The following is a 13,230-nucleotide window of genomic DNA, read 5'->3' as shown; positions in this document are numbered from 1 at the left end:
TATTTAGGTCAATAATGACTGAACTTAACCGATTTTCATTTGTCTATCTTGTTTGGTTGCTTACCGACGTTATGGGCGTATCTACCGAAAAAAGCTAACTATTGGGATATAGAAGGGGTATACTCTAACAAAGGATGACGAACTATATATATTTAGCTATAATTTACTCATTACAATCAGGAATCAGGCACTGATTGAATGTACGCCTAAGCGAGAGCAACGCTCGTTTAGGCGTTTTTTTATGGAGCATTATTTATTATTCAACAAATCAATCACCGACGCAGTCAGGGTTTGTACTCCAGTTTTGATAGATTTTTCGGGTACAGGGGCAAAAAAGGCTGAATGAAGTGATGGCAACTGTTTACCTGCTTTTTTATATTGGGCTACTTTTGCGGGGTCAACGGTGCCTAACCAAAACAAACAAATTGGAATGTTGGCTTTAGTTCGTCCAAATCTGCCAAAATCTTCACCTGCCATTACTGCTTTGGCATCCTCAGTGTTTTGCTTACCCAATATATCCGTTGCCACTTTTTTCAGGCGTTTGGTCAATGCCACATGGTTGAAAGTGACAGGTGTGTATTCGTCACGTAACACCATTTTAGGTAGTTTGTTTTTGGGCATACCTGCCGAAATAGCAATGTGCTTAATCATTCGTTTAATCTCAGCAATTGTTTTATTACGTACTTCATCGCTATAAGAGCGCAAAGTAAGTTGAAGATGGGCTTCGCCTGAAATAATGTTGTGTTTGGTACCTGCGTGAAAGGCTCCTACAGTAACTACGGCTGGTTCGAAGGGTGAAATTACCCGGCTCACTATAGTTTGTAAAGCCATAACAATGCGCGAAGCAAGCACTATAGGGTCTTTGGTAGTGTGAGGGTAAGCCCCGTGTCCACCTTCACCATAAACAAAAATATCTACCATGTCTACATTGGCAAGTGCTGGTCCAGTTTTGTAGGCTACTTTTCCAGCTTCTAAACTAGCCGAGGCGTGCAAAGACAATACATAGTCGGGACGAGGAAACTTCTCAAACAGCCCTTGTTTAAGCATGGCAATGGCTCCACCACTGCGCTCTTCGGCAGGCTGCCCTATAAATAATAAAGTACCTTTCCAAGATGATTTCAGTGCAATCAAGGTTTGGGCTGTTCCAATCATTACCGACATGTGAATATCGTGCCCACAGGCATGCATCACAGGTACTACCTTGCCCAAATTATCTTGAGTGGTTTTTTTGCTGGCATACGGCAGGCCTGTTTGTTCTTTCACCGGGAGCGCATCCATATCAGCTCTGACCATAATGGTAGGTCCATTGCCATTTTTGTAAACCCCTACAACGCCATAACCACCAAAATTTTCGGTCACCTGAAAACCAAGCTGTTTTAGTTCATTGGCTACCCGTTTGGAGGTGTTTTTTTCTTGAAAAGAAACCTCCGGGTTGGCGTGAAAGTATTTGTAGAGTTTGTCAAGGTTGTTATATTTATTGTCTGTGATTTTGCGAATTTTATTGTTTAAAATTTGGCTATTCTGAGCTAGAGTGCCTGAATATATGGGTGATAGGAGTAGGATAAGCGCATATTTTAGAAATTTGGATGTGTTCAAATACTTCTTCATTAGATACAATTTTATTTTTGGTAAAAACCCCCGAACTTAGAAAACTTCAACTTTTTTCCCAAATAAAGCAGGGTAAATTCATATCTTTATTACCTTAACAATTATTTAATATGAGATGCTGTTTTTCTCGAAACCAAATGCTGTAGTTTTGCAGCCAATATCACAAAAGGAATGTTTAAACGTCATATTATGAAAAAAGTTTTACTTACATTGTCATTCATCATGGCATTGATTTTAGGAGCAAACCAAACGTTTGCTCAAGGGGTCACTACCTCAGCCCTTTCGGGGAAGATTGAGGATGATAAGGGGGAAGCCCTTGTGGGAGCTACTGTAGTAGCTGTGCACATCCCTTCCGGTACCCAATACGGTGTTGCCACCAACGTTAATGGTCGTTTTCGTCTTTCAAATATGAGAGTAGGAGGACCTTACAAAATCACCGTCTCTTACATAGGTTTCAAAAACAATGAAAGAAGTGGAGTAGTATTGGCTTTGGGGCAAACCTTGAACCTGACCATTAAAATGCTTTCTGATGCTGCTACATTGAAGGCAGTAGAAGTAGTAGGGCGTAAAGACGATGTGTTTGATGGTAACCGTACAGGTATTCAAACCATTGTAAACGAGCAGCGAATCAATGAAACGCCTACTGTATCGCGTTCTATTGCCGACTTTGCCCGTTTAGAGCCTACCGCCAACCTTTCAGAAGGCGACGATGGATTTTCAGTATCAATGGCTGGGCAAAACAACCGTTACAATGCTATCTACATTGATGGAGCCGTAAACAATGACGTATTTGGTTTATCAGGCAGTGGTACCAATGGTGGGCAAACTGGAGTAGCGCCTATTAGTATCGATGCTATTGAGCAGTTTCAAGTATCAGTAGCTCCTTTTGATGTTCGTCAATCAGGTTTTGCGGGTGGTTCTATCAATGCCGTAACCCGTAGTGGTTCCAACAAGTTTGAAGGTTCTGTGTATGGCTTTTTCCGTAATCAAGACATGGCAGGTATCACCCCTATCGAGCAAGGCGACATTGCCACCCAACGTGCTGGCTTACCTGAATTTTCGGCCATGACTTATGGGGTACGCTTAGGTGGGCCTATCATTAAAGATAAGTTATTTTTCTTTTTAAGCGCCGAGCTGCAAAGAGACGAAACTCCTCTGCCGTTCAATGCCAGTACTTACCAGGGCACCTCTTCCACTGCTGACTTAAACCAGTTGGTGACCAAATTGAATGGCTATGGATATGATCCAGGTGGGTACGTTCAAAACAATTCTTTCTTAAATGCTGAAAGGTTTTTAGCTCGTTTTGACTATAACATCAACAAAAACCACCGTTTAACATTCCGTATTTCTAACACTGGTGCCCGTAACCAGGAAAGATTTCAGTCTGGAACCCAAAATATCAACTTCCAAAACGGAGCAGAATCTTTTACCTCTAATACTACCTCTGCTGCCTTAGAACTGAGAAGCTCTTTTGGTAACAATTATGCCAACAAATTTACCGCAGGTTATACTAGGGTAAGGGATGACCGTGATCCTACTGGTAATCCATTTCCAAGGGTAGAAATAAGTGATGGTCAAGGAACCATTACTTTTGGTTCTGAGCCATTTTCTACTGCCAACCTACTTACTCAGGATGTGTTTACCATTACCAATGACTTTGAGATATACAAAGGCAAACACACCATTACTATTGGTACGCACAATGAGTTTTATAACATTGGTAACTTATTTATTGCCTTTAACTACGGAAGTTACGAGTACAGTAGCCTCAACGACTTCTTGACTGACCAACCGTCTAGTGATTATAGCAGAAACTATTCGCTGGTAGACAATATAGTGGGTGATAATTCGCAAGCCATTGCTAGACTTAACGCTGGTCAGGTTGGACTTTATGTACAAGATGAATATCAAGCAAATGATCGTTTAAAGCTGACTGCAGGAATCAGAGTTGATATTCCTTTCTTTCAGAATACGCCCACCAACGAGGCATTCAACAATACCACAGTTCCTTTGTTGTCACAAACTTACGACTTGAAAGGCGCCAGAACTGGGTCATTTATCAAACCACAGGTCATGATTTCTCCTCGTTTTGGTTTCAATTATGACGTAAACGGAGACCAAACCCTACAGTTGCGTGGTGGAGTGGGTGTGTTTACCAGCCGAGTACCTTTGGTATGGCCAGGTGGTGCATTTAACAACTATGGTTTGAATGTAGGAGGAATTTTTGGTGGTACCAATACCTTTAACCCAGATGTAAACAACCAGCCACCAGGCAACATTGACCCTAACAATGTAACCCCTTCAGGTTCTATAGATTTGTTTGCTGAGGATTTCAAAATTCCACAAGTATTAAAAGCTGATATTGCAGTAGATTACAAACTTCCTTGGGGGATGATTGGTACGCTTGAATTCTTGTATACCAAAGTATTAAGTGCACCTACTTATCAAAACGTAAACCTTAAGCCTTCTACGAGTAATTTAACTGGGGCTGATAACCGTCCGGTATATGATCGTCGCGATGAGATTGATGATACTTATGGACGCATCTTATTGGCGAGCTCTACCAACAAAGGGTATGCTTATAACATTGTGGCACAAATTCAAAAGCCATTTGATAATGGTTTGAGCTTGGCTGTTTCTTATTCTTATGGTGACTCTTACAGTGTATTTGATGGTACTTCTTCTCAAAACTCCTCACAATGGAGAGGCTTGCATACAGTAAATGGTCGTAATAATATGAATGAAATTCAACGTTCTGCTTTTTCGGCAGGTAGCCGCGTGTTAGCACAAGTTTCTTACCGTAAAGAGTATGCTGGATTTGGTGCTTCTCAAATTGGTTTAGTATTTACTGGGCAGTCTGGCAATCCTTATTCTTATATATACAACGACAATGGTAACCTTACCAACGAAGATTCTCGTGAACGTTCGCTGATTTATGTGCCTCGCAATGCTTCTGAGATCAACCTGGTAGACATTACCGATGATAATAATAATGTAACTAAAACTGCAGCACAGCAATGGGCCGAACTAGATTCATTCATTGAAAGCGATAAATACTTAAGCACTCGTCGTGGGCAGTATGCTGAGCGTAATATGAACCGTGCTCCTTTCTTGGCTTTTATTGACTTACGTTTCTTGCAAGAGTTTTACGTAAAAACAGGCAAGGGGCATAAAAATATCTTACAGTTTACCTTAGATATTTTTAACTGGGGCAACATGCTCAATAGTGAGTGGGGGAGACTTCGCACGGTAAGCTCTGAGTTTCAATTGATAAACTACGAAGGAAAAGCAGCCGATGGTACTACTCCTCAGTTTACTTACAATGGTGTGCAGAAAAACGACCCTGCTTATGCTAACTTTGATGACAGCGGTTTCCGTAGCTCAAGATGGCAAATGCAAGTGGGTGTACGTTATATTTTCAAGTAAGCCAAAGAAATTACAAATGATAAAGTAATTACTTAAATAATCAACAAAAAAGCCTCCTTTTGCAGGGGGCTTTTTTATTTCGAGGCTTATCTGTTACTTTTGACTTTCAAGCTTAAAGCTACAGGCTTCAAGCAGCAAGTCATCAGCGCAAGCACTACTACTTGTTGCTTGTCGTTTGCAGCTTGTAACTATTTTTAAAAAAATGGAACTACACTATAAAACTTTTGGCGAAGGCGAACCCCTATTGATTTTGCATGGTTTGTTTGGTTCGTCTGATAATTGGCTTACCATAGGTAAAAAACTTGCCGAACAGTACAAAGTATATTTAATAGATCAACGCAACCATGGACGTTCGCCCTGGAGCGACCAATGGAACTACGAGGTAATGAGTAATGATTTGCATGAGTTTGTAGAACAACATCAGTTGCAAGACTTCGTATTGATTGGGCACTCGATGGGTGGCAAAACAGCCATGAACTATGCGGTGAACCACACTCCCTCTAAAATAAAAAAACTGGTGGTAGTGGACATTGCTCCCAAGGCTTACCCTATTCATCATGATAAAATTGTGGTTGGGCTAAATACGCTTGATTTGAGTCAGGTCAATTCGCGCAAAGCAGCTGATGACCAATTGGCGGCTTATATAGATGAGGTAGGAGTAAGACAGTTTTTGTTGAAAAACCTTTATCGTAATGAGGAGAAAAACTTTGAATGGCGTATTAACTTACCAGTCATTGGCGACAATTTGGCCAATGTAAGCGGAGGACTTGCTGAAGACAAGCGGCACGAAGGAACTACTTTGTTTATCAGAGGGCGTAAATCAAACTATATTAAAGATGGCGATGAGGCTGTAATTAATCATCATTTCCCACAGGCAACACTACAAACTGTAGAGAATGCCGGACATTGGGTGCATGCCGAAAGTCCGGCGGAGTTTTTAGAAATGTTACTTACGTTTTTACAAGGATAAATATCACTCTCAATTAATATACCCTATGTCTGACAAAGGTAAAATATACCTGATACCCACTGTGCTGGCACCTGATACTCAAGCAGAAGTATTGCCTCAGCATACCATTCATAAGTTGGCTGATATTACCCATTTTTTTGTGGAAAATGTGAGAACAGCACGTCGTTTTATCAGTAGCCTTAAGTTGGGAATTGATATTTCTCAACTTACTTTTTATTTGATAGATAAACATACTGCTACTGATGAGATCAAAAAAAACACTCAAGTATTGTTGCAAGGCAAAGATGTGGGTATTATTTCGGAGGCGGGGTGTCCTGGCATAGCTGATCCAGGGGCAAAAGTAGTGAGTTTTGGGCATCAGTTGGGCGTAAATGTGGTGCCTTTGGTTGGACCTTCGTCTATATTTTTGGCGTTAATGGCTTCAGGCATGAATGGACAGTCTTTTGCTTTTAAGGGTTATTTGCCCATTGCCAAAGACCAAAGAAGCAAGGCGATTAAGCAGTTAGAGAAGGCATCGGCAAGTCAGCAACAAACTCAAATTTTTATGGAAACTCCTTTTCGTAACAATCAATTGATGAAAGACTTGGTACAACACTGCCGAAAAAATACTTTGTTGTGTGTGGCAGCCAACATTACTGCGCCAGAGGCTTTTATTGCTACTAAAACTATAGGACAATGGAAGGGGGGCTTGCCTGATTTGCACAAGCAGCCTACTATATTTGTTTTACACTCTTATTAAGTAGATGGACAAGGACGAAGAAGGTGTGCCTGAATATAAAAAATGAATTAGTATACTAATATTAAAGTGATTACCTGCGGTGAGCTCGTCACAGCAAGCTGCCCTGATGAATCGGGATTTATAAATAGACTCGGTTTTAGGATTTACAGGATTAGCTGAAGCAGAGCTCAGCACAGCTGTAGCTTCGGTTGATTAATGTTGGTATTCAGGCAATTGGTCAAAGTCTGTCCCAAAAACCATTTTTGTTTAAGTATAATAAGGGGGCACTAAAAAAAAGGCAAATGTTATTTGCCTTTAATCTTCGTCTTCTTCTGCGTCCAGTTCTACCATATCAATGGGTAGTTTAACTATCTGCTTCAGGTCTTCACCTGTTTGGAGCATATCCTCATCATCTATGTCATAATACCATTTTACTTCTGCCTTATGCCCTGCAAGATATAACTTTTCAAGTTTTTTCAGAATACCCAAAATATACATAGAAGAGCTGGTATTGAAGTAATCCAGTTTGAATGTTAGTTCGGTGGTTCCTTGTGGTTGAGATGCATATTTGTCTAACCACGATAGCAAGGGCTCATAAAATTGATATGAGTTTTCAGGTATCGATCGTCCACTGATCTCTAATATACCTGATGACACATCAAAGTTTACGTTAGGAGTTTTAGAAGTACCTTGTATTGAAATATTTTCCATATATTACAATCAATCAAAAATTTCTACAAAATGCAAAATTTAACGTGCCACTTCAATTTGAAGATTAAAGAGCAAGTAAGTTTCCTTGTCTTCCATTACACCTACATCGCTTGTATTGTCGTTGGGTAGGCGGTCGCCGGAGGTAATAATTTCCTGAAAATCAAACAATACCCTGTGCTTTGACCTTCTCACGATATCTACCAGCCCCAAACCAGCGCCACCTTCGGTAGGGAGGGTTTTTTTATCTAAAGCTTGTATATAATGTTTTTGTAGGTCTTCTTGAGAAAGGGTGTTAATCTCGCTTAACTTAGTTTTTAGAAATTCAGCTCTGTCCTCAGTCACAAAGTTTCCGGTTGAGATTATGAAGCTATTCTCTTTTTTTATAACAATTAAGAAAGGCGAATGAACAATAGGAATATCTTCGTCGAATTCTTTGATATAATGAAGGGTGTTTTGTAGGCATTCTACGAGTATGTTAAATATTTTTTTTCTAACCCCTCTTCTTATTTTTAATTTGGTCAGTTTTTTATCTGTCAAATCTAAGAGAAGGTCGATGACTTCGCTATCTAATGCTCCGTTGTGAGACAATATAATGTTCTCATCCTTCAACATTTTATAATATTTGTGTATTTCAAGCATAAATCCAGCTATTCAATCACAGATGACATCAACAAATACTTGACTAAAACCTCCCCTCAATATACAAATAACAACTATTTCATATTAGTAGTCCACCTGCCTATTATCTGCCAAAGATATAGAATAAATGTTTTTCCAACAAAATATAAATCAGGTATTTAGTCCTCAGATTTCACTGAATTTCAGCCAGTATCATCTGAGAATACCTCTTTAATAAAATGAATTATATCACTAATTTTTAGCAATCACAAGTATTTAGCGATAATACTTTATTTATGTTGGTTACCAATTACTTTTATTCAGGGAATGTTCACAAATAGAGAGTGTGATAATGCAGCTCTAAAAGTGTGTAAGTCGTTGGTTTGCTATGCTAAAAAATCATACCAATTGCCTTTATGTGACAATTTATATGCACACTTTTGATAAAAGCATTGCTTTGTAAGGGCAAGAAATACCAAAAGCTCTAAAATTCCTGATTTTAGAGCTTTTAAATAATCAAGAGTAGAGAAGGGTGTGCGCGACAGAAAATCCAATTCCTGGTGTTTGCGTCAGGCAAATGAACAAAGCTAAGCAGGGGCATTAAAACTACCCTACAACTTAATTGAAAGGTAGCTTAGGAACGGTGCCAAAATAAATTTACATTCTTAACCTCATCTTTTTTGGACATGCTTCGTTAAAAAAACTTGCCATAGCTATGGCTATGCCGCGTTTTTTGACCTCGCCTGACCAAAAAATATTTCCTTAAACTATAGAACTTTATTTTTACACCATTCCTTAGCTTCGGCAAATACCGTATCGTATCGTTTGCATTGGGTTTGATAAACAGGCATACCTGGCATTACCACCCACTGGCCAGCACATCTACAATATGCATGACTTCTATGGGTTTGCGGTTACGTTTGATGTAGCCATCCAGGTGCATCAAACACGACGAATCGGTAGAAATAAGGTATTTGGCTTGTGTGGCTGTAGTATTGTCTATCTTTTGCTCTGCCATACCCACCGATATACCCTGAAACTTGATTGCAAACGTTCCCCCAAATCCGCAGCAGGTTTCCGACTCTTTCATTTCTTCCAGTTCGAGCCCTGCCACATTGCTCAACAGTTTACGGGGAGCCTCCTTTATTCCACACTCGCGTAGGGCACTGCAGGCATCGTGGTAGGTAGCAGTACCTTCAAGCGTTGCCCCCTCTATTTTGTCTACCCCCAATACATCTACTACAAACTCGGTAAACTCTAGAGCGTTTTTTTGAAGTTGCTGAAGTTGTGTTTGTTTGGTACTATTGCGTAAAAGGTCTTCGTATTGATTACGGATCATACCAATACAAGAAGCAGAAGGAGCCACGACATAGCGGTCGGGGTGGGGGAAGTCGCCCACAAATTTTTCAGCTATTTCGGTAGCGTGTTCAAAGTAACCCGCGTTGAATCCGGGCTGACCACAACAGGTTTGTTTGGGGTTGTAATGAACCTCACAACCTAGTTTTTCTAAAATCTTCACCATGTTCATTCCTGTGTTAGGAAAAACCTGATCGATGAAGCAGGGAATAAAAATATCTACAACCATTTGGTGTGATGATTAAAAGTCAATGATGATGTATGGAGGTAAGCGTGGCGACCATACAATTGGTGTATGTTTCTTTAGCCATCCAATCAGCTCCCCAAAGTATTTAATGCATGGAAAATACCTGGCCACTTAGTGCGTAAGCCTCCTTAAATTTTTGTTGGTTAACGGGAATACTTTCAAAATTTTTGGCAAAAAAATCTAATACTACCTCAGTAGCAAGGTTACCTACTAAGTCATCTTCTGCCATTGGGCAACCACCAAATCCACGAAAAGCTCCGTCAAACCTTCGGCAACCAGCTTCATAAGCAGCGCGTAGTTTTTCGGTAATGGTTTGAGGGGTAGAGTGCAGGTGTGCACCAAACTCTACCTCTGGAAAGCGAGGAATCAGGGTTTGGTACAAAAAGCCGATATTGCTGGGGTTAGATACTCCAATGGTATCGGCCAAAGAAATGACCTTTACATCCAGATCTACCAGAGTTTGAGTAAATTTCTCAATAGTTTCGGCATCATAAGGATCACCATAAGGATTGCCAAACCCCATAGAGATGTAAGTAACCAGGGTTTTATTATGTTTTTGGCAAAGGTGTTGTACTTCTTCTACTAGTTTAAAAGCCTCCTCAATAGACTTGTTGGTATTGCGTTTTTGAAAAGTCTCGGAAGCAGATAAAGGAAAACCCAAATAACTGATTTCATCAAACTGAACTGCTTGCTCCGCACCTCTTTTGTTGGCAATGATTGCCAATAGTTTACTTTGAGTATGATCTAACTTAAGCTGGCTGAGCACTTCGGCGGTATCCCGCAATTGAGGAATGGCTTTGGGTGATACAAAGCTGCCAAAGTCTATGGTATCAAAACCTACTTCAAGCAAAGTATTGATATATTGAGCCTTGAGGTGGGTAGGAATAAACTCACTTAGACCTTGCATGGCGTCTCTTGGGCATTCTATGTATTTCATACTATTGGATCATTAGGTATAGGCTAAAAAGACAAGAAGAGTAGACCATAGATGTACAAGCTTTGGTTATACTTACACAACTATGGTTTGTAACTGTTGGCTTGCTAAAAAAGTGCGCTTGCAATTTCTTTGACAGCCTTAGATTTGCTCATCGAGTAATAATGTAACACAGGTACGCCAAACTTGATCAATTCTTTAGATTGCTTGATACCCCACTCGATGCCTACCTGACGCACTTGCTCATTGTTTTGACATTTGCTTACTTCGTCTACCAGCTCTTGTGGCAGGTCTATATGAAAGATACTAGGCAAAACAGTCAATTGCTTTTTGCTGGTAAGTGGTTTAAGCCCTGGTATAATAGGTACGTTGATGCCTTCTTTGCGACATTGTTTTACAAAGTCAAAATATTTTTGATTGTCAAAAAACATTTGAGTAACAATGTATTCTGCACCCATTTCTACTTTCATTTTCAAATAGTTAAGGTCAGTAGTAAAGTTAGGTGCCTCAAAGTGTTTTTCTGGATAACCAGCTACCCCAATACAAAAATTAGAGGGAAACGGATTTTTGATTTCATCGTCGATGTATACACCCTTGTTCATATTTACTACTTGCTCTAGTAGTTCAGAAGCATACTGGTGTCCATTAGGATCTGGTGTAAACCTTCCTTCTGACTTGATGGCATCTCCACGCAATACAAGTACATTGTCTATCCCCAAAAAGTTAAGGTCTATCAAGGCATTCTCGGTTTCTTCTTTGCTAAAACCACCACATATTAAGTGAGGAACAGCGTCTACCTGAAACCTGTGCATAATAGCAGCGCAAATACCTACAGTACCAGGGCGTTTACGGGTTACGTGTTTCTCCAGTAAACCTTCGCCCCGATTACGATATACATATTCTTCACGGTGGTAAGTAACATCTATAAACTTTGGCTTAAACTCCATCAAAGGCTCAATAGAGTTAAACAATGATTGGATACTTTGCCCCTTGAGTGGTGGGATGATTTCAAAAGAAAAAAGCGGTTTTTCCGAATTTTGTATGTATTCAATAATTTTTGTCATTCGACTAAGTAGTTTAAAATAAGGCTATCTTATTATAGTGATATTTTATGTTCATTGCACCTTATCAAGTAATGTTTTGATAACTCGCCAAGCAACGAGCGGCAAACATACTTAAGTTGTTTATAATAAGGTAATTACACCTATTTGTTAGAAGTGTTTACCCCAATATTATGGGTACTTACTTTGTTAAATGCTGCAATATTATCCACAAAGCTACGATTTAACAACTATTTGTTAACCAAAACTTTGGATTTGATATGTTGAACGATATTGGTGCCATGATGCCTGCCATTTTCTATGAATATTTTTTCGGTATGTACACCACACTGAACAGTGCCTGCTACATATAGCCCTGATACATTGGTTTCGAAAGTGTTGGGGTCAAACTCTGGAACCATTCGTTCATTCAGTTTCAGACCAATTTTTTGTAAAAAATGGCCATCAGGAGTATAGCCAATCAGCAAAACGACAAAGTTGGCTGGATACTTTTCTACAGTGTTGGTTTGGTGGTTGCGAAGCCATACCCAATCTTGTGCTATTTTTTCAATCTCAGTGTAGAACTTCACTTTAATTTTTCCCTCTTTAATCCGGTTGCGTAAATCGGGAATGAGCCAATATTTGGCTGTTCTTTTAAAATCATCTTTACGTACCACCATTGTAAGGTCTACGCCGTGATGATAAAGGTCAAGAGCAGCTTCTACTGCTGAGTTGCCCCCACCAGCCATTACTACTTTTTGGTGTACATATTGAAAAGCTTCTTCATAGTAATGTGTGACATGGGGCAAGTTTTCGCCCGGAACGTTGAGTTGTCGAGGTAAGCCAAAATATCCAGTGGCTACTACTACATGGCGGGTTTGCAGGGTTTCATTACGCGAGGTGTATATTTCAAATAGTTGGTCTGTTTTTTTTACATCGATCACTTCGGTATATAGCTGGGTTTGTAGTGCATAATATTCGCTTACTGCCCTATAATACTGGAGCGCCTCTACCCGGCTTGCCTTACGCCCTGAAGCAGCAAATGGTATATCGCCAATGGCAATATTTGCTGTGGTAGAGAAAAAGTGCATATTTCGAGGATACATCCTGATAGATTCGGTAAGGCTACCTTTTTCAATAATGAGGTAGTCAAGATTTTCTTTTTGGGCAGCAATGCCACAGGCTAATCCACAAGGACCACCACCTATGATAATGAGGTCGTATACTTTGTTGTTCATTTTTAATGGTTTTAGCGAATGCTTAGTAATGCAGTCAAAATAACTTCCCCATTTTAACTGTATATTTTAGTCGCTATACATCGTTGAAAAATAGCCGAATAGCGCTGCTATTAGCCGATTTTTCGCCTTGTCTAGCGAAAAAATATTTACTTAAATTTGCTGACATTATTTCGGCAACATTACTTATTTTCAAACTACCTGAACACATAAAATGTTCCCTGATGGTTTGTGATGGGTATGCCCTGACTTTACATTTTAAAAGAAGGCTTTGTCAGAAAGCGCAAATGCAGGATAGGCTCAGGTGTTATAGCACCAATAGAATGCAGTGCGATGATGGTGAATTTAACCAGAAAATACAAATAAT

Annotated in this window: 10 protein-coding genes; 3 read left to right on the top strand and 7 right to left on the bottom strand. The window is 39.8% G+C overall.

The features are described 5' to 3' along the window. Positions 1 to 249: 249 nt before the first annotated feature. Entirely contained in the window at positions 250 to 1,608 is a 1,359-nt protein-coding gene (locus Q0954_RS06365; protein WP_299455110.1) for an amidohydrolase, read from the bottom strand. Between the two features lie 189 nt (positions 1,609 to 1,797). On the opposite strand from Q0954_RS06365, the gene Q0954_RS06360 reads away from it, so the two are divergent. The 3 genes from Q0954_RS06360 (at position 1,798) to Q0954_RS06350 (ending at position 6,743) form a co-directional block, all read left to right on the top strand. Further along, positions 1,798 to 5,034, top strand: coding sequence for a carboxypeptidase regulatory-like domain-containing protein (locus Q0954_RS06360; RefSeq protein ID WP_299455108.1), 3,237 nt, complete (start codon positions 1,798 to 1,800; stop codon positions 5,032 to 5,034). Between the two features lie 202 nt (positions 5,035 to 5,236). Further along, positions 5,237 to 6,004, top strand: coding sequence for an alpha/beta fold hydrolase (locus Q0954_RS06355; RefSeq protein WP_299455106.1), 768 nt, complete (start codon positions 5,237 to 5,239; stop codon positions 6,002 to 6,004). A 25-nt stretch (positions 6,005 to 6,029) separates the two neighbouring features. Continuing rightward, positions 6,030 to 6,743, top strand: a complete 714-nt coding sequence (locus Q0954_RS06350) for an SAM-dependent methyltransferase (protein WP_299455104.1) — start codon at positions 6,030 to 6,032, stop codon at positions 6,741 to 6,743. Between the two features lie 294 nt (positions 6,744 to 7,037). Here Q0954_RS06350 and Q0954_RS06345 read toward each other — a convergent pair whose 3' ends face one another. From Q0954_RS06345 to Q0954_RS06320, 6 genes are all read right to left on the bottom strand, one after another. Further along, complete coding sequence (locus Q0954_RS06345; RefSeq protein WP_002700094.1) at positions 7,038 to 7,433, bottom strand: DUF1987 domain-containing protein; 396 nt, start codon at positions 7,431 to 7,433, stop codon at positions 7,038 to 7,040. A gap of 39 nt (positions 7,434 to 7,472) precedes the next feature. Beyond that, positions 7,473 to 8,045, bottom strand: coding sequence for a SiaB family protein kinase (locus Q0954_RS06340; protein ID WP_299455090.1), 573 nt, complete (start codon positions 8,043 to 8,045; stop codon positions 7,473 to 7,475). An 865-nt stretch (positions 8,046 to 8,910) separates the two neighbouring features. Next, positions 8,911 to 9,636, bottom strand: a complete 726-nt coding sequence (locus Q0954_RS06335; RefSeq protein ID WP_299455087.1) for a (Fe-S)-binding protein — start codon at positions 9,634 to 9,636, stop codon at positions 8,911 to 8,913. 103 nt (positions 9,637 to 9,739) lie between these two features. After that, positions 9,740 to 10,591, bottom strand: coding sequence for a hydroxymethylglutaryl-CoA lyase (locus tag Q0954_RS06330; protein ID WP_299455085.1), 852 nt, complete (start codon positions 10,589 to 10,591; stop codon positions 9,740 to 9,742). Between the two features lie 104 nt (positions 10,592 to 10,695). Then, positions 10,696 to 11,652 (bottom strand): methylenetetrahydrofolate reductase [NAD(P)H], encoded by a 957-nt coding sequence (gene metF / locus Q0954_RS06325; protein WP_299455083.1) that lies wholly within the window; start codon positions 11,650 to 11,652, stop codon positions 10,696 to 10,698. A gap of 227 nt (positions 11,653 to 11,879) precedes the next feature. Beyond that, positions 11,880 to 12,866 carry a YpdA family putative bacillithiol disulfide reductase gene (locus Q0954_RS06320; RefSeq protein WP_299455081.1) on the bottom strand — a complete coding sequence of 329 codons (987 nt, stop codon included), beginning with the start codon at positions 12,864 to 12,866 and terminating at the stop codon, positions 11,880 to 11,882. Positions 12,867 to 13,230: the final 364 nt, after the last annotated feature.

The sequence above is a fragment of the uncultured Microscilla sp. genome (assembly GCF_947493425.1).
Classification (GTDB): domain Bacteria; phylum Bacteroidota; class Bacteroidia; order Cytophagales; family Microscillaceae; genus Microscilla.
The sequence above is the reverse complement of the archived record's forward strand: the minus strand, read 5'-3'. Positions and strand labels throughout refer to the sequence as shown.